Here is a 22,238-nt window from a genome sequence, read left to right as displayed (position 1 = left end):
GGTCAATGCGTGCGGGCGGGCGTAGGGCGCGGGTGCATCACGGCACGCTGACGTTCTTCTTCGAGGAATTTCATGATGATCGGCGCTACTGCTTCGGCGCGGGTGACCAGGAACAGATGCCCGTCATCGATCACATGCAATTCCGAGTTGGGAATGCGCCAGGCCAGCAGGCGCATATTGACTAGCGGGATCAGCGGGTCGTCATCGCCGGCCAGGACCAGGGTCGGTTGGCTGATCTTGTGTAGCCAGTGGATGCTGGTCCAGCCGAGGCCGGCGAACAGCTGCCAGTAGTAACCCATCTTGCCGCCGGAGCGCACCTTGCTGGCATGTGCCAGGGCTAGCTTCGGATCGCGGCGGAAGGCGCCGCCGTAGATGTCGGGTGCGATATGCACACCGTAGGACGGCTGCACATAGCGCCGTGGGCTGGCCATGCGCCAGAGTACCTTGGGCTTGCCCGGCACCATCACCGCGCCGGCAGAGGTTGCCGCGAGCACCAGCTTCTTGCAGCGCTCCGGGTAGTCGTGGGCAAACTGCTGGGCCAGGGCGCCGCCCCAGGACACGCCGATGGCATTGACCTGGCCGTAATCCAGGTAGTCGAGCATGCGCGCGGCCAGCTTGGCCAGGCCGGGAAAGCGGTACGGCGTGCTGGGTGTTGAAGAGCCGCCAACGCCGGGTACGTCGAAGGCGATGACTTCCAGCTCCGGGTCGAGCGCGGCGACGAAAGGCATCACCAGCTCGAGGTTGGCGCCAATGCCATTGAAGATCAGCAGGGGCGCCATCGTGCTGTTGCCCGGTCGTACGGCGGTGCGGATGGTCTGGCCATCCAGGTCGATGGTGCGAAATACGAATGGTAACGACATGCGCAGTAGCCCTATAAAGTTATTCGCTGGCCGCGACCGTCCCGGTCATGTCCAACACCATCACGGGCCTAGCCACCCTTGGCACAAGTGCCAGGACGGGCGGCACATCCGGTGCCGCGGGCGAAGCTGCGCACGCCGCCTGTCAGCGCTCGTGCACGTAGGTTCCCGGGGCGGCTTCGCCGGCCGGGTGTTGTTTGTTGCCCAGGCTGGTGGGCGCCTTGCGCAGCTTGCCGGAGCGTTCGGCCAGCCATTTTTGCCAGTACAGCCACCAGGAGTCAGCGTGCTTGGTCGAGCTTTCCTGCCAGGCGCGCGGGTCAAAGGGCATTTCGGTATTGGTCATGTAGCGCGCCTTGGGATTGCCTGGCGGGTTGAGAATGCTCTGAATATGCCCGCTGTTTGAAAGCACGAACTCGCACTTGCCGCCAAACAGCAGGGCCGACTTGTAGCAGGATGTCCAGGGCGTGATGTGGTCGTTGGTGCCGGCCACGCAGAAGAAATCGCAGGTCACCTGCTTGAGGTCGATCGGTGTGCCGCAGACCTCCAGCGCGCCGGCGCGGGTCAGCGGGTTGGTCTGGAACATGTCGATAAATTCGCCATGCAGCGCAGCGGGCAGGCGGGTGGTGTCGTTGTTCCAGTAAAGGATGTCGAAGACTGGCGGCTCGTTGCCGAGCAGGTAGTTATTGACCCAGTAATTCCAGATCAGGTCATTGGGGCGCATCCAGGCGAACACCTTGGCCATGTCGCTGCCTTCGAGCACGCCGGACTGGTAGGAGCGGCGCTTGGCGGCCTCCAGGGTTTTCTCGTCGGCGAACAGCGCGACCTGGGTGTCGAGCTGGGTGTCGAGCACGCTGACCAGCAAGGTCAGTGCGTGGACCTTCTGGTCGCCCAGGGCCGCATAGTGGCCCAGCAAGGACGCTGTGGTCAGGCCGCCCGAGCAGGCGCCGAGCATGTTCAGGTCCTTGCTGCCGGTGATCGAGCAGATCACCTCGATGGCTTCCTTGAGCGCGGCGATATAGGTCGACAGGCCCCACTCGCGCTGGGCCTTGGTCGGGTTGCGCCAACTGACCACGAAGGTCTGTACCTGGCTGCGCAGCAGAAACCGCGCCAGGCTCTTTTCCGGCGACAGGTCGAAGACGTAGTACTTGTTGATCTGTGGGGGCACCACCAGTAGCGGGCGCTCGTGCACGCTTTCGGTGATGGGGCCGTACTGGATCAGCTCCAGCACGTCATTACGAAACACCACGGCGCCATCGGTGATCGCCAGGTTCTTGCCGACCTCGAAGGCGTCCATGTTCACCTGGCTCGGCATGCCGCCGTTGTTGACCATGTCCTTGGCCAGGTGCGACAGACCATCGAGCAGGCTCTTGCCACCGGTTTCGAAGAAGCGTTTGACCGCGGCCGGGTTGGCCATGCTGTTGCTCGGGGCCATGGCTTCGGTCATCAGGTTGATCACGAAGTGGCCACGGCTGGCGTCCTGTTCGGACAGGTTGCTGTGTTCGACCCAGTCGTGCAGCTCCTTGCGCCAGGCCAGATAAGTCTGCAGATAGCGGCGGTAAAGCGGGTTCTGACTCCAGGCCGGGTCGGCGAAACGGCGGTCGCCGTCCTCGGGTTTGAGGCTGGATTGGCCGAGCAATACGTTCTTCAGTTCGAGGCTGAAATGGGCCATGTGCTTGACGCTGTGGAAGGGCTGGCGGATAGCCTGGGTAAGCACCATACGAGCCGAGGTCAGCAGGTCTTTGCCGCGAATGCCGATCACCGGGTTGAGCCCCAGGGTGTTCTCGGACGCCTGGCGCTTCAGGTCATCATTATTCTTATCACTCATCTACGACGCTCCATTGTCCAGGCCAGTACAGGCAGGCCAGTGCGCGCGGCGACACGGACTGATCGGCCAGATACTGCTCGGGTTACCGGGGGCGGAACCATTCCGCTTAGTGCCGCGTCAGCCACAGGCCGACGACGGGAATCTGCCAGCTCCTTGGTTACCCGAGTTTGGACGTTTGCGCAAGCCGGCCGCAGTGGCCGTATCTGCCGAAGAGTATGCCGATGCAGATTAGAAAATGCGCTCTAACTGCAGGCGTAGGCGGATGAAGTAAGCCCGGCAGGCTCTGGCATAAGGGTTACAGCATCAGGCGCACGGGCGAGACATCAGGGTCGCGGGATTTGCCGGCGGCGGCCAGGGTATCGAGGTAGTCCTGCCACAGTTCGGTCTGGCGCGTGGCCAACTGGTACAGGTAATCCCAGGTGAACAGGCCGCTGTCGTGGCCGTCATCGAAAATCAGCTTGAGCGCGTAGTTGCCGGCTGGCTCCAGGCCGATCAGGGCAACGTGCAGTTTGCCGGTTTGCAGGATGGGTTTGCCGTGCCCCTGCACCTCGGCCGAGGGCGAGTGCACGCGCAGGAATTCGGCAGGCAGTTGGTACTGCTGATCGCCGTAACGCAGCTCAAGCAGTTTCGACGCTTTGTGCAATTTGATCGCGCTGGGGATGGGCATGTCAGGGTTTCCGGCTACAGGTTGCAGGCTTTTTTTGGCTATTTCCCAAACTTTGTTGCAGCCCGTGCAAGCCATAACGTAGCGCCTGCAGGAACCGCCGAACAGGTGTAGGAGCCCCGCCTCGGGGCTAATCGATTGCAGCCATTGCGCAAAATCGGCGGTGCCCATGGGATTCGCCGCGGGGCGCGGCTCCCACGAAAAGCAGGCCGCCGTGCACCACATAGCCTTGTTTTTGGCTGACGACCTGCCGCCGCTGTCAAAGGATATAACGCGACAGGTCTTCGTCCTTGGCCAGGTCGCCCAGGTGGCTGTTGACGTAGTCAGCGTCGATACGGATCGGCGTGCCATTCTGCTGGCTGGCCAGGTCGCCAGCGCTGAAGGAGACTTCTTCGAGCAGGCGTTCGAGCAGCGTGTGCAGGCGGCGAGCACCGATGTTCTCGGTCTTCTCGTTGACCTGCCAGGCGATCTCGGCGATGCGCTTGATGCCGTCAGCCATAAACTCGATGCCAAGGCCCTCGGTATTCAGCAGGGCCGCATACTGCTCGGTGAGCGAGGCATGGGGTTCACTGAGAATGCGCTCGAAGTCACTCGGCGACAGGGCCTTGAGTTCCACGCGAATCGGCAGGCGACCCTGCAGCTCGGGCACCAGGTCGCTGGGCTTGCTCAGGTGGAAGGCGCCGGAGGCGATAAACAGGATGTGATCGGTCTTGACCATGCCCAGCTTGGTGTTGACCGTGCAGCCCTCGATCAGCGGCAGCAGGTCGCGCTGCACGCCTTCGCGGGAGACGTCAGCACCGCCGGTGTTGCCACGCTTGGCGACCTTGTCGATCTCGTCGATGAAAACGATACCGTTCTGCTCGACGGCCTCCAGGGCGAGGGCCTTGAGCTCGTCTTCGTTGACCAGGCGCGCGGCTTCTTCGTCACGCACCAGCTTCAGCGCCTCCTTGACCTTGAGCTTGCGGCTTTTCTTCTTGCCCTTGCCCATATTGGCAAACAGGCTTTGCAACTGGTTGGTCATCTCTTCCATGCCCGGCGGGGTCATGATTTCGATGCCGGCCGTGGCTTCGGCGACTTCGATCTCGATTTCTTTGTCGTCCAGCTGACCTTCGCGCAGGCGCTTGCGAAACAGCTGACGGGTGTTGGAGTCGCTGGCAGGCGCGGCCTCTTCGTTAAAGCCGGTGCGTGCGGGCGGCAGCAGTGCATCGAGGATGCGGTCTTCGGCGGCGTCCTCGGCGCGGTGACGGACTTTGACCATCTCCTGCTCGCGCAGCATCTTCACCGCGGCATCGGCCAGGTCGCGGATGATCGACTCGACATCCCGGCCGACATAGCCGACCTCGGTGAACTTGGTCGCTTCGACCTTGATAAACGGTGCATTGGCCAGCTTGGCCAGACGGCGGGCAATCTCGGTCTTGCCAACGCCGGTCGGGCCGATCATCAGGATGTTCTTCGGCGTGACTTCGGCGCGCAGCTCCAGCGGCAGCTGCATGCGCCGCCAGCGGTTGCGCAGGGCAATGGCCACGGCGCGCTTTGCGTCGTCCTGGCCGATGATGTGGCGGTTGAGTTCGTGAACGATCTCGCGGGGCGTCATGGACATGCGGCGATACTCCAAAGGAAGACGCGCTTATTCAGCGCAATCTTCCTCCTCAATAGTCAGGTTCTGATTGGTGAAGACACAGATGGAGCCGGCAATGTTCAGCGCGGTTTCAGTGATTTCACGGGCACTCAACTCGGTTTTCTGCAGCAGGGCCATGGCCGCGGCCTGGGCGAAGCCGCCGCCGGAGCCCATGGCAATCAGGCCATTTTCCGGTTCGACCACATCGCCATTGCCGGTGATGATCAGCGAAGCGTCCTTGTTGGCTACGGCCAGCATGGCTTCCAGACGGCTCAGCGAGCGATCAGTGCGCCAGTCCTTGGCCAGCTCGACGGCGGCGCGGATCAGGTGGCCCTGGTGCTTTTCCAGCTGGCCCTCGAAGCGCTCGAACAGGGTAAAGGCGTCGGCCGTGGCCCCGGCAAAGCCGGCCAGCACCTGGCCGTGATACAGGCGCCGGACCTTCTTCGCGTTGCCTTTCATCACGGTATTGCCGAGGGATACCTGGCCGTCGCCGCCCATGACGACTTTGCCATTGCGGCGCACTGAAACGATGGTGGTCAAGGGGAGAGTCTCCACACTGCGGGGCGAATTTGCCCGAATGAAAACTCAGATGGGGGGGCGCAGTTGGCTTTTCAACCGTGAAGGGGCGATTCATCTACCGCTGGTAGATGAATCGCTGTAACAGCAAATTGCTTCATCGGCTCTGGCGCTGTTGCAGCAGCAGGTTACTGAAGCCGTTGGCCGCCAGGGCCTTTTGCGATTGGGCGAGTTGTTCGCGGCTGGTGAATGGCCCGACCAGCACGCGGTGCCAGGTTTCCTCGCGCACGGTGCCCGACTCCACGCGTACGTTCTGGCCGAGCAGGATGATCTGCGCGCGCACGCTTTCGGCGTCGTCCTTGCGCCGGAAGGAGCCGGCCTGGAGGAAGAACTGGGTCGTCAGGGGTGCCTTGGCCACCGGCTCGATCACCGGTGGGGCAGGTGGTGGAACCTGGCCGTTGAGCGCGGCCTGGGCGCGCTCGGCGTCGATTTTCGCCGCTTCTTCCGGGGTGACCGGTTTGGTCTCAGCAGTGGGTGGCGTTGCTGGTGGCAGCGCGTCCGGCGGGACTATGACTTCGGACTCCGGTAGCAGGGTGTAGAAGTCGTACTTGGGCTTGTTCGGCTCGTCCGTCACCGGCTTGGGTTTGCTCTGCGGGGCGTTATCGCGTGCCTGTTCGCCACGGTCGCGCTTGACCGCATCACTTCCCGGTTCGAGGTTCATCAGGGTCATCACGAAGACGCCGACGATCAGGCCGCAGGCCAGCCATATCCAGCCTGGGACAGGTTTTTTCGCCGGCGCCTTGTAGCGGCTGGCGCCGCGTTTGGCCGGCGCCTTTTTGCGGGCAGCCATTTACATGCGCTCCAGGGTTTCCAGGCCGAGCAGTTCCAGGCCTTGCTTGAGCGTGCGGCCGGTCAGGGCGGCCAGGCGCAGACGGCTGTTGCGCAGCGCTTCGTCTTCGGCGGAGAGGATCGGGCAGTTCTCGTAGAAGCTGGAAAACAGCCCGGCCAAGTCGTACAGATAAGCGCAGAGCAAATGCGGCTCGCCCTTGTCAGCCACGCTGGCAAGCACCTCATTGAATTGCGCGAGCTTGCCGGCCAGCTCGATTTCCTGGGCGGCCTGCAGGTCGAGGCTGCCTTCGATCTCATCGAAGCCCTTGCCCAGCTTGCGGAACACGCTGGCCACGCGGGTGTAGGCGTACAGCAGGTAGGGCGCGGTGTTGCCCTCGAAGCTCAGCATCAGCTCGAAGTTGAAGCGGTAGTCGCTGGTGCGGTGCTTGGACAGGTCGGCATATTTCACCGCGCCGATGCCTACGGCACGGGCGATCTGTCGTAGTTCGGTTTCGGCAAGCTCGGGGTTCTTGCCCTTGACCAGGCTGTAGGCGCGCTCTTCGGCCTCATCGAGCAGGTCGACCAGCTTCACCGTGCCGCCGTCACGGGTTTTGAACGGGCGACCGTCGGCACCGTTCATGGTGCCGAAACCCATATGTTCCATCTGCATGCTGGCCGGGACAAAACCGGCCAGACGCGCAGCAGTGAAGACCATCTGGAAGTGCAGGGCCTGGCGCTGGTCGACGAAGTACAGCACCCGGTCGGCTTTCAGCACGTTGGCGCGGTAGCGGGTGGCGGCCAGGTCAGTGGTGGCGTACAGGTAACCGCCACCCGCCTTTTGCACGATCAGCGGCAGCGGATTGTCGTCGGCGTTCTTGAACGCATCCATAAATACGCATTGCGCGCCTTCGCTTTCGCTTAGCAGGCCCTTGGCCTTGAGGTCGGCAACCACGTTGGCCAGGTCGTCGTTGTAGGCGCTCTCGCCCTTGACGTCGGCCATGCTCAGCTTCACACCGAGGCGGTCGTACAGCGCCTGGCAGTGGCTCAGGGAAATATCGTTGAAGCGGTGCCACAGGCGCAGGCATTCGGCGTCGCCGGCTTGCAACTGCACCACCAGCTCGCGGGCACGCTCGGCGAACTCAGGGGATTCGTCGAAGCGCTTCTTCGCCGCGCGGTAGAAACCTTCCAGGTCAGCCAGTTGGCTGTCTGCTGCGGCCGGATTTTCCTGCATAAAGGCCAGCAGCATGCCGAACTGGGTGCCCCAGTCACCGACGTGGTTCTGCCGGATCACCTCGTCACCGAGGAACTCCAGCACCCGGGCCACACCATCGCCGATGATGGTCGAGCGCAGATGGCCGACGTGCATCTCTTTGGCCAGATTGGGCGCGGACAGGTCGACCACCACGCGCTGCGCCGGGCCGGCCTTGCGCACGCCGAGTTTGGCGTCGGCAAGCAGGGCGTCCAGGCGCACGGCCAGGGCCTGGGTGTTCTGGTAGAAATTAAGGAAGCCTGGGCCGGCGATTTCGACCTTGCTGATGCTTGCATCGGCCGGCAGTGCAGCGATCAGCTTCTCGGCCAGGTCACGGGGCTTCATCCCAGCCGGCTTGGCCAGCATCATGGCGATATTGCTGGCGAAGTCGCCGTGGGTTTTGTCTTTGGTGTTCTCCACCTGAATGGCCGGGCTCAGGCCTTCGGGCAATACGCCGTCGGCAGTGAGGCGGGTCAAGGCTTGCTGGATCAGGTGGCGAATGCTGTCTTTCATGGTCTGCTCGGTCGGCCGTTGGGGCGGCGGCGCCCTGGGGCGCTGGTTGAAAACTGCGCATTATAGAAGCAGCGGCAAGCCGCAAGCCATCACTTGTAGGGTGCGCTGTGTGCACCGGTGGTGCTCAGCGGCGAATCGAACAGCGGGTGCGCACGGCGCACCCTGCCCTGGGATTGCCGTTTCGTCCGCGGTAACGCGGCTCGCGACGAAACGGCAACAGACCCTAGAACAGATCGATCGGGTCGACATCCAGCGACCAGCGCACAGCGCGGCCGGTGGGCAGGCTTTCCAGGCGTTGCATCCAGGTGCTGAGCAGACGGTGCAGCGGCGCGCGGGCGTTGGCCTGGATCAGCAGTTGCGCGCGGTAGCGGCCGGCGCGGCGCTCCATGGGCGCCGGGATCGGGCCGAGCAGCTCGACGCCGTGCAGCTTGAAGTCGCTGAGCAACTGTTCGGCCTCGGTGCAGGCTTCGTCGAGAAACCCTTCGGCCTGGCCCGGCTTGTGCGCTTCGGCGCGCAGCAGGGCGAGGTGGCAGAACGGCGGCAGGCCGGCGCCCCGGCGTTCGCTCAGGGCCTGTTCGGCGAAGGCGAAATAGCCTTGCTCGGTCAACTGCACCAGCAGCGGATGGTCGGCCAGGTGGCTCTGGATGATCACCTTGCCAGGCTCTTCCGCGCGCCCGGCGCGGCCAGCAACCTGGACGATCAGCTGGGCCATGCGTTCGCTGGCGCGAAAATCGGCAGAGAACAGCCCACCGTCGGCATCGAGAATCGCCACCAGGGTGACTCGCGGGAAGTGGTGGCCCTTGGCGAGCATCTGGGTGCCGACCAGGATGCACGGCTCGCCGCGTTGCACCGTGGTGTACAGGGTGCTCATGGCGTCTTTGCGCGCGGTGCTGTCGCGGTCGACGCGCAACACCGGCACATCGGGGAAGAGGATCGCCAGGCGTTCTTCGGCGCGCTCGGTGCCGGCGCCGACCGGGCGCAGGTCGACGTTATTGCAGGTTGGGCAGTTGCTCGGCTGGCGTTCGCTGTGGCCGCAGTGGTGACAGCGCAGTTCACGTGAGCGCTGGTGCACGGTCATGCGCGCATCGCAGCGTGGGCATTCTGACAGCCATCCGCAGTCATGGCACAGCAGGGTGGGGGCAAAGCCACGGCGGTTGAGAAATACCAACACTTGCTGGCCGGCTTTCAGCGTCTGCCCGATGGCTTGCTGCAGCGGCCCGGAAATGCCCGAGTCGAGCGCCCGGCTCTTTACGTCCAGGCGCAGGAAGCGCGGCGGCTGCGCGCCGCCGGCACGCTGGGTCAGGCGCAGCATGGCGTAGCGTCCGGCGTGGGCGTTGTGCAGGCTTTCCAGCGAGGGCGTGGCTGAGCCGAGGACGATTGGCACCTGTTCCTGGCGTGCGCGCACCAGGGCCAGGTCGCGGGCGTGGTAGCGCAGGCCTTCCTGCTGTTTATAGGAGGCGTCGTGTTCTTCGTCAATGATGATCAGGCCGGGGCGCAGCATCGGGGTGAACAGTGCCGAGCGCGTGCCGATGATGATGTCAGCCTCGCCGTCGCGGGCGGCGAGCCAGGCGTCCAGACGCTCGCGGTCATTGATGCCGGAGTGCAGCAGGGCGATGCGCGCATTGAAGCGCCGCTCGAAGCGCGCCAGGGTCTGTGGGCCGAGGTTGATCTCGGGGATCAGCACCAGGGCCTGTTTGCCGGCTTCGAGGGTTTCGCGGATCAGCTGCAGGTACACCTCGGTCTTGCCGCTGCCGGTAACCCCGGCCAGAAGGAAGGCGGTAAAACCGCCAAAACCGCTGCGGATGGCTTCGACCGCGCTGCGTTGCTCGGGGTTGAGCGGCAGCTCCGGCTGCGCCAGCCAACTGGTTGGCCGCGGCGCGCTGGCATGGCGGCGCACTTCAACCTCGACCAGGCCCTTTTCACGCAGCAGTTCAAGACTGTCCTTGTTCAGCAACAGTTTGCTGAGCAGCGCGTGGGCCACGCCGTGGGGGTGCTGGGCAAGGGTTTGCAGGGCTTCGCGCTGACGCGGCGCGCGGTTCAGGCGCGGGTCGTCGAGGCGGGCATCGGCCGTGGCGGACCAGAAGCGTTCCTGCCGCGCTTCGGCCGGTTCGCCCTGGCGCAGAAGAACTGGCAGGGCCCAGCTCAGGGTATCGCCGAGGCTGTGCTGGTAGTACTGCGCGGCCCACAGGCACAGGCTGAAGAAGGCCGGTGGTACCGGCGATTGCCCATCCAGCAGTTGCAAGGCGGGCTTCAGCTTGTCGGCGGGCACCTCGCTGTGTTCGGCAACCTCGACCAGGATGCCGATCAGCTCGCGGCGGCCGAACGGCACACGCACGCGCATGCCTGGCTGCAGGGCGTCCGGCAACGTACCCGCTGGCGGCAGGTAGTCGAACAGGCGGCGCAGGGGCGAGGGCAGGGCGAGGCGCAGGATCAGGTCGGACACGCGTGGGCTCCAGAAGCAGGCGGCGATCTTAACACGGCGACCGCCGGCATCCCGCGCGGCTTGCATCGCAGGGCGTGTCTGGTATTATCCGCGGCCTATTTCCGTGCGGTACCTGACAACGGGTTGGGTGGCGGCACACATTACCGAGGAATACACCGTGAAAGCTGATATCCACCCGACTTATGAAGCCATTACCGCTACTTGCAGCTGCGGCAATGTGATCGAAACCCGCTCCACCCTGGTCAAGCCGCTGAGCCTGGACGTGTGCAACGAATGCCACCCGTTCTACACCGGCAAGCAGAAAATGCTGGATACCGGTGGCCGTGTTGACCGCTTCAAGCAGCGTTTCGGCATGTTCGGCGCCAAGTAAGCGACCGACAGCAGCGAGCAGCCTGATGGCTGGTATCGCACACTTGAAAAAGGCGTCCCTGGTGGGCGCCTTTTTCATGGCCAGCGTTTTCTGCTCGCTGGCCCAGGCGTTCTGCCCGGCGCCTGCTCAGGTCGCGCCTGTGCAGGTGCAGCGGGTGGTTGACGGCGATACGTTGCGTCTGCGCGATGGCCGCAGTGTCAGGCTGATTGGCCTGAACGCCCCCGAGCTGGCGCGCAAGGAGCGGCCTGCCGAGCCCTTCGCCAACGCGGCGCGCAAACGCCTGCAGGCGCTGGTCGAGGCCTCCGACGGGCGGGTCGGTTTATTGCTGGGCCGGCAGGCCAAGGATCACTACGGTCGTACCCTGGCGCATCTGTATGACGCCCGCGGGGCCAATCTGGAGGCACAGCTATTGGCCGAAGGGTTGGCGGTGCGCGTGGCCATCGCCCCCAATACCTTGCTCGATGACTGCCTGCGCAACGCCGAGGCCCAGGCGCGCGAGCAGCGCCTGGGGTTATGGGCGCGCCCGCCGCTGGTACAGGCCGAGCAGGTGCGTGCGGGCGGTTTCGCCATCGTCACTGGTACAGTGCGCGAGGTGGCGCGTAACCGCGGCGGCCTCTGGCTGGAGATGCCGGGGTCGCTGGTGCTGCGCGTCGCCCCCGAGGCGTTGGCCGATTTCGATGAGCGCGCCCTGCGACGCCTGGCGGGTGCGCGGGTCGAGGCACGTGGCTGGGTGATTGACCGTTCGCGGCGGGGCGGCGTAAAACCTGGGCAGGCTCGCTGGATGCTGCCGTTGACTCATTCCACCATGCTCGAGGTGCTGCCATGAAGGTTCTCGTGTGCGTTGCGGCGCTGCTGGTGCTGGCGGGTTGCGCGGTCAACCCGGCCACGGGGCGCAACAATTTCGTGATGATGAGCGAGCAGCAGGAGCTCGATCTCGGGCAGCGCTACAACCAGGAAATCGCCAAGCAGAACCCGCGGCATGCCAATGAAGCCCTGCAAGCCTATGTGCAGCAGATCGGCGAGCGGGTGGCGCGTGCCAGCCATCGCAGCCAGCTCGACTACCGCTTTACCCTGGTCGACAGTCCCGACGTCAACGCCTTCGCGTTGCCGGGCGGCTACATCTATATCCACCGTGGCTTGCTCGCCTACCTCAACTCCGAGGCGGAGCTGGCCGCTGTTCTGGGGCATGAAGTGGGGCATGTCACGGCGCGCCACAGCGTTCAGCAGCAAAGCCAGTCGACGGCCTGGGGGCTGTTGGGTCAAGCAGTGGCCATCGGCACGGGCATCGGCGCAGCCGGAGATCTGACCAACGCCCTGGGTGGCGCGCTGGTCAGTGGCTACGGCCGCGACATGGAGCTCGAGGCCGACGGGCTCGGCGCCCAGTACCTGGCGCGCAGCGGCTATGATCCGCAGGCGATGATCGGTGTGGTCGAGGTGCTGAAGAATCAGGAAACCTTTGCCAGGGACCAGGCTGCGCGGCGGGGTCAGCCACAGCCTGCCAGCGGCTACCACGGCCTGTTCGACACCCATCCCGACAATGACCGGCGGCTGCAGGAGGTCCTGGGGCCAGCCAGGGCGCTGGCGACCGGGCAACAACTGATCAACCGCGAGGCTTTTCTCAAGCACCTGGACGGATTGCCTTTTGGCGATTCAGAAGCCACCGGGGTACGGCGCGGCCAGCGTTTCTACCATGCCGACCTGGATTTCACTCTGGGCTTTGCGCCCGGCTGGTCCCTGGTCAATCGGCCTGATGCGCTGATTATTCACAGTGCCGATCAGCAGGCGTTCGTGGCCATGACCCTGGAAGACAATGCGCAGCGCCTGGCCCCGGAGGCGTTCCTGCGCCAGCGTGCCGGCTCTTCCGCCCTGCAGGCGGGCACGCGCTGGACGGCGGGTGAGTTTCAGGGCTACACCGCGCTGTTGGCGGGCAACCCGACGCGGCGTGTCGCTGCGGTGGTGCAAGGCGAACGCGCCTACCTGTTCGTAGCCGTGGTGCGCAATGCGGCCTTGCAGACCCAGGACCGCGCGTTTCTTGAAGTGATCCAGAGTCTACGCAAAATGACTGCCGCCGAACGGCCTCTGGCGCAGCCGCAGCGTCTGTACCTGCACCGCGTGAAGGCGGGTGAGAGCATGGCGGTGTTGGCGCGCGGCAGTGTGTTGGGTGAGGAGGCCGAGTCCCGTCTGCGTCTGCTCAACAACCTTTATCCCGCCGGCGAGCCACGGCAGGGCGACTGGGTGAAACTGGTGCGCTAGCCCATGACCTGTGGGTGACCGAACAGTCTTGTGCAGCTATATGCAACTTGCGTATCCTCGGCCGCCTGCCTGTCAACAGCCAAAAAAGCGGAACGCCACTATGTCTGATCTTAAAACAGCCGCTCTCGAGTACCACGCTCTGCCCCGTCCGGGAAAACTCAGCGTCGAACTTACCAAGCCCACTGCCACTGCCCGTGACCTGGCGCTCGCCTACAGCCCGGGTGTTGCCGAGCCGGTCCGCGAGATCGCGCGCGATCCTGAGCTGGCCTACCGCTACACCGGTAAAGGCAACCTGGTTGCCGTGATTTCCGACGGTACGGCCATCCTCGGTCTGGGCGACCTCGGCCCGCTGGCGTCCAAGCCGGTCATGGAAGGCAAGGGTGTACTGTTCAAGCGGTTTGCCGGCATCGACGTGTTTGACATCGAAGTCGATGCCGAGAGCCCGCAGGCGTTTATCGACACCGTCAAACGCATCTCCATCACTTTCGGCGGCATCAACCTCGAAGATATCAAAGCGCCAGAGTGCTTCGAGATCGAGCGCGCGCTGATCGAACAATGCGACATCCCGGTGTTCCACGATGACCAGCATGGCACCGCCATCGTGACTGCCGCCGGCATGCTCAACGCCCTGGAAATCGCCGGTAAGACCCTGGAAGAGGCGAAGATCGTCTGCCTGGGTGCTGGTGCTGCGGCCATCTCCTGCATGAAGCTGCTGGTGAGCATGGGCGCCAAGGTCGAGAATATCTTTATGGTCGACCGCAAGGGCGTGATACACGCCGGCCGCGACGATCTGAACCAGTACAAGGCGGTGTTTGCCAGCGAAACGGACAAGCGCACCCTGTCCGATGCCCTGGATGGTGCTGATGTGTTTGTGGGTCTGTCGGGTGCCAACCTGCTGACCGCAGACAACCTCAAGCGCATGGCGCCGAACCCGGTGGTCTTCGCCTGTTCCAACCCGGATCCGGAAATCAGCCCTGAGCTGGCCCATGCCACCCGTGATGACGTGATCATGGCCACTGGTCGCTCGGACTACCCGAACCAGGTCAACAACGTGTTGGGCTTCCCCTTCATCTTCCGTGGTGCCCTGGACGTACGCGCAACGCGCATCAATGAAGAGATGAAGATCGCCGCTGCCACCGCGCTGCGCGAACTGGCCAAGCTGCCGGTACCGCAGGATGTCTGTGATGCCTACGGCGGTATCAAGCTGGAGTTCGGTCGTGAGTACATCATTCCGAAGCCGATGGATAAGCGCCTGATCACTGTCGTCTGCGATGCCGTGGCCAAGGCCGCCATCGAGTCCGGTGTGGCCACGCTGCCGTACCCGAAACACTACCCGCTGACTTCCGTTGACCAGGTATTCAACGGCTGATTCGGCAGGCGAGCGCGGGTGGTCATCCACCCGCCTCGGCAATAAAAAACCCGCATCCAAGATGCGGGTTTTTTATTGCGCTCACTTTATAGGCGAGTGCTTAGAACAGATCGATGGGCGCGGCTTCGTCGGCAGGCAAAGGGCTGCCGGGTGCGCCATAACCCGAGTCGAATTCCGACATCGGCGGTGGCGTGTCTTCGCTTTTGAATAGCTCGAAGTAGGCGTCGGCGGTCGACGGTGTCGCGGCACGGCCGCTGTGCGGGTCTATGCGCAGGGTCATCAACCCTTCAGGCTCGGGCGGTAGATGGCTGGGCTTATCCTTGAGTGCCCCGCCCATGAAACTCATCCAGATCGGCAGGGCGACTGTGCCGCCGTATTCGTTGCGGCCCAGACTTTCCGGTTGGTCGAAGCCGGCCCACACGGTGGTCACGTAATCGGCGTTGTAGCCCGAGAACCAGCTGTCTTTGGACTCGTTGGTGGTGCCGGTCTTGCCGGCCAGGTCGTCGCGTCCCAGGGCCATGGCGCGGCGCCCTGTTCCGCGCTTGATCACGTCCTGCAGCATGCTGGTCATGATGTAGGCGGTGCGTTCGTCGATGATTTGCTCGGCAGCAATAGGTTCTGGGGTCAGCATCTGTGCTGCAAGCTGCTGACCCAGGTTGGCCGGTGCTTCCAGCTGGGCTTCAGGCGACTGAACGGCGGCTGGCGCTTCTGCGGTTGGTTTGCCATTCGGGACGGTCGGCGGATTGGCAACGAACAGGGCTTCACCCTGGCGGTTGTCGATGCGCTGGATCAGATAAGGTTGGACCTTGTGCCCACCATTGGCGAAAACCGTCCAGCCGGTGGCGATTTCCATCGGCGTAAGGTTGGCCGTGCCCAGCGCGAGGGACAGGTTGGGCGGTAGGTCTTGTTTGTTAAAGCCGAAACGGGTCACGTAGTCCACGGTATTGTTGATACCGAGGGCTTGCAGCAGGCGGATCGAAACCAGGTTGCGCGACTTGTACAGCGCTTCGCGCAAGCGAATCGGGCCTAGGAAGGTGTTGTTGTCGTTCTTCGGTCGCCAGACCTGGTCCAGGTATTCGTCGACGAAGACGATGGGGGCATCATTGACCAGGCTGGCAGCGGTGTAGCCATTGTCCAGCGCGGCACTGTAAATGAAGGGCTTGAAGCTGGAGCCTGGTTGGCGTTTGGCCTGGACTGCGCGATTGTAATTGCTTTGCTCGAAGGAGAAGCCGCCCACCAGCGCGCGTATGGCACCGTTTTGCGGGTCGAGCGAAACCACTGCGCTCTGTGCCTGAGGTAGCTGGACGAAATGCAGGCTGCCATCTTCCTGACGTTGCACGCGTACCAGGTCGCCTACTTGAGCGACATCGGCCGGTTTCTGCGGGCGAGGGCCCATGCTGTTGGTGTTCAGGAAAGGCCGCGCCCATTTCATGCTGTCCCAGGAGACGGCTTCTTCCTGGCCCTGGCGAGTGAGTACCAGCAGGCCACTCTTCTCGACTTGAGTGACGATGACCGGCTCCAGCCCGCCCAGGCTATTGCGTTTGCCCAGTTCCTCAAGCCAGGTTTCCTTGGTCATGCCCGGCAACCGACTCTCGGGGCCGCGATAACCATGGCGCTGGTCATAGTTGACCAGACCCTCGCGCAGTGCGGTGTTGGCCAGGTGTTGCAGGTCGCTGGGTACGGTCGTGGTGACGTTGAAGCCTTCGGTGTAGGCCTCGCTGCCATAACGGCCAACCATCTCGGCGCGGGCCATCTCGGCAACGTAGGGGGCCTGCACTTCTGGTGCTTGTACGTGATAGCGCGCGTCAATGCCCTCGGCAATGGCGGCGTCGTGGCGCGCCTTGTCGATTTTGCCGAGCATCAGCATGCGTCCCAGGATCCAGTCACGGCGCTCTTTGGCGCGTTCGGGATTGACCAGCGGGTTGAAACGCGAAGGTGCTTTTGGCAGGCCGGCGATCATCGCCAATTGGCCGAGTGTCAGCTCGCGTATGGGTTTGCCGTAATAGACCTGGGCGGCTGCTTCGATACCATAGGCGCGGTGGCCCAGGTAAATCTTGTTGACGTAGAGCTCGAGAATCTCGTTCTTGCTCAGCTCGCGCTCGATTTGCAGCGCCAGAAGAATTTCTGTGGTTTTGCGCGAGAAGCTGCGTTCGCTGGTCAGGAAGAAATTCTTCGCCACCTGCATGGTGATGGTGCTGCCGCCGCTCTGGATCTGGCCACTTTTCAATAATTGCGTGGCAGCGCGCAGCAGGCCTGTCACGTCAACGCCATAATGATTGGCGAAGTTGTCATCCTCGGCGGCGAGCAGGGCGTTGATAAAGTCTTGTGGGATGTCGTTGAAAGCGATCGGCGAACGGCGCATCTCGCCGAATTCCGCTATCAGCTTGCCGTCGCTGCTGTAGACGCGCAGCGGGATCTGCAGCTGTATGCTGCGTAGCGACTCGACGGATGGCAGGCTGGGGCTAAGGTAAAGGAAGGCGCCGCTCAAACTGAGCAGCAGCCCACAAAAAATAGCAACGCAGGACCAGAGCAGGAACTTCAACAAACGCATCAAAATGTTTGTATTTCCAGATAAAAGAATGGGTTAAGAAAAAGACGACGCGAAAATAGAAAAACCGTTCACATTATAAGCGGTTTTTTCGTCAGGGAGCCATTTGCGCTTCTGTCAAGACTGTTATTTAATGTGGAAAAACATAAATAGTCCGTAAGTTGCGGATGCCAATAGGAAATCGGTCGTGCTAGGGCTCTTCAATCAGAAAGCGAATACGCTGCTGGGGATCGATATCAGTTCGACCTCCGTCAAGCTCCTCGAATTGAGTCGCTCCGGAAGCCGCTACAAGGTAGAGGCCTACGCTGTCGAGCCGCTCCCGCCCAATGCGGTGGTCGAGAAGAACATTGCCGAGCTCGAGGGGGTCGGTCAGGCATTGTCACGTGTTCTAGCCAAGGCGAAGAGCGGAGTAAAGGTCGCCGCCGTCGCAGTAGCCGGCTCCGCTGTGATCACCAAGACGATCGAGATGGAAGCTGGGCTTTCGGATGATGATCTCGAGAACCAGTTGAAGATCGAGGCGGACCAGTACATTCCCTACCCGCTGGAAGAGGTTGCCATCGATTTCGAGGTGCAGGGCGCCTCACCTCGCAACCCCGAGCGTGTAGAGGTGCTGCTTGCAGCTTGTCGCAAGGAGAACGTCGAGGTGCGCGAGGCGGCGTTGGCGCTTGCTGGCCTGACCGCCAAGGTGGTCGACGTCGAGGCGTATGCACTGGAGCGTGCTTTTGGCCTGCTGTCCGGGCAGCTTGGTAGTGGCCATGACGAGTTGACGGTTGCTGTTGTTGATATCGGCGCCACCATGACCACCCTTAGCGTTCTGCACAACGGCCGTACCATCTATACCCGTGAACAGCTATTCGGTGGGCGTCAGCTGACCGAAGAAATTCAGCGTCGTTATGGGTTGTCCATGGAGGAAGCTGGTCTCGCCAAAAAACAAGGCGGTCTTCCGGATGACTATGACAGCGAAGTTTTGCAACCGTTCAAAGAGGCGGTTGTTCAGCAGGTATCGCGTTCTCTGCAGTTCTTCTTTGCGGCCGGCCAGTTCAACGATGTCGACTACATCCTGTTGGCGGGTGGTACGGCGTCTATTCCTGATCTTGATCGCTTGATCCAGCAGAAGATTGGTACCCAGACGCTGGTGGCCAACCCGTTCGCCGATATGGCATTGAGCAACAAGGTCAATGCTGGGGCGCTGGCCAGTGATGCTCCCGCGTTGATGATTGCCTGCGGTCTGGCGATGAGGAGTTTTGACTGATGGCACGGATCAACCTTCTTCCCTGGCGAGAGCAGCTGCGCGAAGAGCGCAAGCAGCGGTTCCTCGTGGCGCTTGGTGGCGTGCTGATTATCGCGGCTGGCAGCATCTTTCTGGGTGACCAGTACCTGAACAGCGCGATTGAACGACAGACGGCTCGCAATGAGTTCGTGCGCAAGGAAATCGCGGTTCTGGATGCGCGCATCAAAGAGATCAGTGAGCTGAAAACGCGTCGCGAGCAGCTACTCGAGCGTATGAAGATCATCCAGGACTTGCAGGGCAACCGTCCGATCATTGGTCGGGTATTTGATCAGCTGGTACGTACGTTGCCTGATGGTGTGTATTTCACTGCGCTCAAGATGAACGGCAAGAACATCGCAATCGTAGGTGCGGCCGAATCGAACAATCGTGTTTCCAATCTGATGCGTAATCTGGAGTCGTCTGACTGGCTGGAGTCGCCCAATTTGACCGAAGTCAAGGCAGTGACTGCTGGTGCGCTGGATCAGGCGAATGTATTTCAGTTGACCGTGCAGCAGACGCAGCCTGCACTAGGCTCGGAGGAAGTTGAGAAATGAGCCTGAGTGAATCGCTTGAAAGTTTGCGCAAGGTTGATCTCGCGGATCTTGACCTTAATAATCTAGGGTCTTGGCCTGCACCAATCAAGTTTATTGCCGGAGTCCTTTTGCTGATTGCTGTGCTGGCGCTTGGTTACAACTTTCATCTCAAGGATCTTCAAGCGCAACTGGAGCAACAGCAGGCGCAGGAAGTAACGCTCAAAGAGCAGTTTTCTACCAAGGCGTTTCAGGCGGCAAATCTGGAGGCTTATAAGGAGCAGATGCAGGAGATGGAGGTGTCCTTTGGCGCCTTGCTGCGTCAACTTCCGAGTGATACCGAGGTCCCCGGGCTGCTGGAGGACATTACGCGTACAGGGCTTGGTAGTGGACTTGAATTTGAAGAAATCAAGCTGCTGCCAGAGGTTACTCAGCAGTTCTATATAGAGCTGCCAATACAAATCAAGGTAGTGGGGGCGTATCACGATCTGGCGACGTTCGTCAGTGGCGTGGCCAGCCTGCCGCGCATCGTTACGCTGCATGATTTCGAAATGGTTCCAGCCTCTGCTGATAGTGTCTCCAAGTTGCGTATGAGCATTCTTGCGAAAACCTATCGCTACAATGACAAAGAGGTAAAAGGTGGCACGACCGGGACTGCTAAGGTCGCTGGGAAAGGAGCGAAAAAATGATGAAGCGTTCCTGTCCATTTCTACTAGTTGCTCTAGCTGCCTTGTCGGGGTGTGGTTCAAATGGGGGCTTTTCAGATCTTCAGGCCTTCCTGGATGAGGTGCGTGCTCGCCCCAAGGGCTCTATAGAGCCTTTGCCCAAGTTCAAGCCTTATGAAAGTTTTACCTACAGTGCCGCAGCTATGCGCAGCCCTTTTCAGCCGCCAGTCAAGATTGATCTTATAAGCCGACAAAAAGGCTCTCAGGACATCAAGCCAGACGAAACTCGAGTGCGCCAATTCCTTGAGGGTTTCAATATCGAAACTTTCGAAATGGTCGGTACCCTAGGCAATGAGCAAGGTGCTTTCGCGTTGGTCAGCGGTGCGGGTGGTGTTCATCGCGTGAAGGTCGGGGATTATCTAGGGCGCAATCATGGCCGTATCCTGTCGATTGATGAGGCCAAGATTGATGTTATGGAAATCGTTCCTGATGGTGATGGCGGGTGGCTCGAACGTCCGCGCAGCATTGCCCTCAAGGAGCGCTCGTAAGAGCGAATTGAGCATGAGAAAAAATAATCGGTCTGCCCAACGGAACCTGATGATGAATAGCCCATTGAAGCACCTCGGTCTTTCCCTGCTGGCGATAGTTCTTTCCCCAGCCTTGTTGGCCGCTGACTTGCAGACGCTCGATGTGGCTGCATTACCCGGAGACCGCGTCGAGTTAAAACTGACGTTTGATGAGCCTGTTGCTGCCCCGCGTGGCTATACCATCGAGCAACCTGCAAGGATTGCTCTTGACCTGCCGGGAGTAGCGAACAAGTTAGGTTCCAAGAACCGCGAGTTAGGCGTCGGTAATGCGCGAAGCCTGACAGTGGTTGAGGCCAAGGACCGAACCCGGCTGATTATTAACCTAACCAATCTGGCGCCCTACAATACGCGCGCCGAGGGTAATAACCTGTTCATTGTTGTTGGTGAAAGTAGCGGTGCACCACGTGTCGCGACGACTTCGGCTGCCACTGTCTCTACACCTGCTCCGGCGCCAGTTAAGGCCTATGTGCCTCAGGCCAAGTCAATCAGCAATATCGACTTTCAGCGTGGTGAGCAGGGTGAAGGTAACGTTGTCATTACGTTGTCTGATGCCAGTGTGAGCCCTGATATCCAGGAGCAGGGGGGGAAGATTCGCTTGGATTTCTCCAAGACCCAGCTGCCTGAGGCGCTGCGAGTACGTCTAGATGTTAAGGACTTTGCCACTCCTGTACAGTTTGTGAGTGCGAGTGGGTCTGCCGATAAAGCGAGCATAGTGATTGAACCGACTGGGCTTTATGACTATCTCGCCTATCAAACCGATAATAAATTGACGCTCAGTATTAAGCCGCTGACCCAGGACGAAGTGGACCAGCGTAAGACAGAGCGCTTCGCCTATAGTGGTGAAAAACTGTCTCTCAACTTTCAAGATATTGATGTGCGGTCAGTCCTGCAGCTTATTGCAGACTTTACCGATCTGAACCTTGTCGCTAGTGACACTGTTGCAGGCAACATTACTCTGCGGCTGCAAAATGTTCCCTGGGACCAGGCGCTTGATCTCGTGCTCAAGACCAAGGGGCTAGACAAACGCAAGGTTGGCAACGTGCTGCTGGTTGCGCCGGCGGACGAAATCGCTGCACGGGAACGTCAGGAGCTGGAGTCGCAAAAGCAGATTGCCGAATTGGCACCGCTACGCCGTGAGCTGATTCAAGTCAACTATGCCAAAGCATCTGATATGGCGAAGTTGTTTCAGTCCGTTACCAGTGCGGATGGTGCTGTATCTGAGCGTGGTTCGATTACTGTTGATGATAGAACCAACAGTATTATCGCCTACCAGACACAAGAGCGACTTGATGAGTTGCGTCGTATTATTGCGCAGCTTGATGTGGCTGTTCGTCAGGTGATGATTGAGGCGCGTATTGTTGAGGCAAATATTGATTATGATAAGGCGCTTGGCGTGCGCTGGGGGGGCAGTGCAAGAAGTGGGCGTTGGGATGTCAGTGGAAAAGATGGTGTTCAAGCGTTTGATGATGAAACTGGCCAGCGCGCTGACTTTGTAGGAACTGATGAAGTCGGTAGTACCACCTTAGATGATGGGTTGGCGCGTTTACCTTTCGTGGATATGGGTGTTGTAAGCAGTACTTCTGGTATTGGTATTGGCTACCTCGGCAGCAATGTTGTGCTGGATCTACAGCTGTCAGCCATGGAAAAAACGGGGAATGGTGAGATTATTTCACAACCCAGGGTAGTCACCTCGGACAAGGAAACCGCCAAGATTCTCAAGGGGACCGAGATACCTTATCAGGAATCGACCTCCAGTGGCGCCACCTCAACCGCTTTCAAGGAGGCCGCCCTGTCGTTGGAAGTGACGCCGCAGATAACTCCGGATAACCGGATTATCATGGAAGTAAAGGTAACCAAGGATTCCGTCGGACAGGTATTCGCGGATGGAGTGTCTATCAATAAAAACGAGGTCAACGCCAAGGTTTTGGTGAGCGATGGTGAGACCATCGTAATCGGCGGAGTGTTTTCCAATGAGCAGATTAAATCTGTTGATAAGGTACCGTTCTTGGGGGACATGCCCTTTGTTGGTCGGTTGTTCCGTCGCGACGTGGTCAGAGACAACAAGTCGGAACTGTTGATTTTTCTCACACCGCGTATCATGAACACCCAAGCCGTAGCGGTGAGCCGTTGACT

At 61.0% G+C, this 22,238-nt stretch carries 18 protein-coding genes; 9 read left to right on the top strand and 9 right to left on the bottom strand.

Annotated features, from left to right (window positions below; all coding sequences use genetic code 11):
- Positions 1–2 precede the first annotated feature (2 nt).
- The 8 genes from phaZ to BMW49_RS05230 form a co-directional block, all read right to left on the bottom strand.
- Positions 3–860, bottom strand: a complete 858-nt coding sequence (gene phaZ, locus BMW49_RS05265; protein WP_069516292.1) for a poly(3-hydroxyalkanoate) depolymerase — start codon at positions 858–860, stop codon at positions 3–5.
- Positions 861–1,002: 142 nt separating this feature from the next.
- Positions 1,003–2,682, bottom strand: a complete 1,680-nt coding sequence (phaC, locus tag BMW49_RS05260; protein WP_069516291.1) for a class II poly(R)-hydroxyalkanoic acid synthase — start codon at positions 2,680–2,682, stop codon at positions 1,003–1,005.
- 295 nt (positions 2,683–2,977) lie between these two features.
- Entirely contained in the window at positions 2,978–3,349 is a 372-nt protein-coding gene (locus BMW49_RS05255; RefSeq protein ID WP_069516290.1) for a gamma-butyrobetaine hydroxylase family protein, read from the bottom strand.
- Positions 3,350–3,605: 256 nt separating this feature from the next.
- Positions 3,606–4,946: an HslU--HslV peptidase ATPase subunit gene (gene hslU, locus BMW49_RS05250; protein ID WP_069516289.1), complete on the bottom strand. Its 1,341-nt coding sequence runs from the start codon at positions 4,944–4,946 to the stop codon at positions 3,606–3,608.
- Positions 4,947–4,973: 27 nt separating this feature from the next.
- Positions 4,974–5,504 (bottom strand): ATP-dependent protease subunit HslV, encoded by a 531-nt coding sequence (gene hslV / locus BMW49_RS05245; RefSeq protein WP_069516288.1) that lies wholly within the window; start codon positions 5,502–5,504, stop codon positions 4,974–4,976.
- A gap of 133 nt (positions 5,505–5,637) precedes the next feature.
- Positions 5,638–6,330: an SPOR domain-containing protein gene (locus BMW49_RS05240; protein WP_069516287.1), complete on the bottom strand. Its 693-nt coding sequence runs from the start codon at positions 6,328–6,330 to the stop codon at positions 5,638–5,640.
- Complete coding sequence (gene argS, locus BMW49_RS05235) at positions 6,331–8,070, bottom strand: arginine--tRNA ligase (RefSeq protein ID WP_069516286.1); 1,740 nt, start codon at positions 8,068–8,070, stop codon at positions 6,331–6,333.
- A gap of 223 nt (positions 8,071–8,293) precedes the next feature.
- Complete coding sequence (locus BMW49_RS05230) at positions 8,294–10,513, bottom strand: primosomal protein N' (RefSeq protein WP_069516610.1); 2,220 nt, start codon at positions 10,511–10,513, stop codon at positions 8,294–8,296.
- Between the two features lie 157 nt (positions 10,514–10,670).
- Between BMW49_RS05230 and rpmE the strand changes: the two genes are divergently transcribed.
- The 4 genes from rpmE to BMW49_RS05210 all read left to right on the top strand — a co-directional run bounded on the left by rpmE (position 10,671) and on the right by BMW49_RS05210 (position 14,505).
- Complete coding sequence (gene rpmE / locus BMW49_RS05225; protein ID WP_069516285.1) at positions 10,671–10,883, top strand: 50S ribosomal protein L31; 213 nt, start codon at positions 10,671–10,673, stop codon at positions 10,881–10,883.
- A gap of 25 nt (positions 10,884–10,908) precedes the next feature.
- Positions 10,909–11,709 (top strand): thermonuclease family protein, encoded by an 801-nt coding sequence (locus tag BMW49_RS05220; protein WP_170829028.1) that lies wholly within the window; start codon positions 10,909–10,911, stop codon positions 11,707–11,709.
- Entirely contained in the window at positions 11,706–13,136 is a 1,431-nt protein-coding gene (locus tag BMW49_RS05215) for a M48 family metalloprotease (protein ID WP_069516284.1), read from the top strand. Before BMW49_RS05220 ends, BMW49_RS05215 begins: the two co-directional genes overlap by 4 nt.
- 100 nt (positions 13,137–13,236) lie before the next feature.
- A complete protein-coding gene (locus BMW49_RS05210) occupies positions 13,237–14,505 on the top strand; it encodes a malic enzyme-like NAD(P)-binding protein (RefSeq protein ID WP_069516283.1) in 1,269 nt (422 codons plus the stop codon).
- A gap of 100 nt (positions 14,506–14,605) precedes the next feature.
- Here BMW49_RS05210 and BMW49_RS05205 read toward each other — a convergent pair whose 3' ends face one another.
- Positions 14,606–17,056, bottom strand: a complete 2,451-nt coding sequence (locus BMW49_RS05205; protein WP_371850848.1) for a penicillin-binding protein 1A — start codon at positions 17,054–17,056, stop codon at positions 14,606–14,608.
- 184 nt (positions 17,057–17,240) lie between these two features.
- Between BMW49_RS05205 and BMW49_RS05200 the strand changes: the two genes are divergently transcribed.
- Genes BMW49_RS05200 through BMW49_RS05180 form a run of 5 tightly spaced genes read left to right on the top strand, consistent with a single transcriptional unit; the run spans position 17,241 to position 22,236 of the window.
- Positions 17,241–18,305: a pilus assembly protein PilM gene (locus tag BMW49_RS05200; RefSeq protein WP_069516281.1), complete on the top strand. Its 1,065-nt coding sequence runs from the start codon at positions 17,241–17,243 to the stop codon at positions 18,303–18,305.
- Positions 18,305–18,877 carry a PilN domain-containing protein gene (locus BMW49_RS05195; RefSeq protein ID WP_069516280.1) on the top strand — a complete coding sequence of 191 codons (573 nt, stop codon included), beginning with the start codon at positions 18,305–18,307 and terminating at the stop codon, positions 18,875–18,877. The genes BMW49_RS05200 and BMW49_RS05195 overlap by 1 nt, the downstream gene beginning before the upstream one ends.
- The gene (gene pilO / locus BMW49_RS05190) at positions 18,874–19,542 is read left to right on the top strand and encodes a type 4a pilus biogenesis protein PilO (protein ID WP_069516279.1); all 669 of its coding nucleotides are present in this window, start codon (positions 18,874–18,876) and stop codon (positions 19,540–19,542) included. Before BMW49_RS05195 ends, pilO begins: the two co-directional genes overlap by 4 nt.
- A complete protein-coding gene (pilP, locus tag BMW49_RS05185) occupies positions 19,542–20,066 on the top strand; it encodes a type 4a pilus biogenesis lipoprotein PilP (RefSeq protein ID WP_069516608.1) in 525 nt (174 codons plus the stop codon). The genes pilO and pilP overlap by 1 nt, the downstream gene beginning before the upstream one ends.
- 52 nt (positions 20,067–20,118) lie before the next feature.
- Positions 20,119–22,236, top strand: a complete 2,118-nt coding sequence (locus tag BMW49_RS05180) for a type IV pilus secretin PilQ (RefSeq protein ID WP_069516607.1) — start codon at positions 20,119–20,121, stop codon at positions 22,234–22,236.
- The last annotated feature ends 2 nt before the right edge of the window (positions 22,237–22,238 follow it).

Origin of the sequence: Pseudomonas cuatrocienegasensis (assembly GCF_900110925.1) — a bacterium.
Classification (GTDB): Bacteria; Pseudomonadota; Gammaproteobacteria; order Pseudomonadales; family Pseudomonadaceae; genus Aquipseudomonas; species Aquipseudomonas cuatrocienegasensis.
This window is presented reverse-complemented; position numbering and strand designations above follow the sequence as displayed.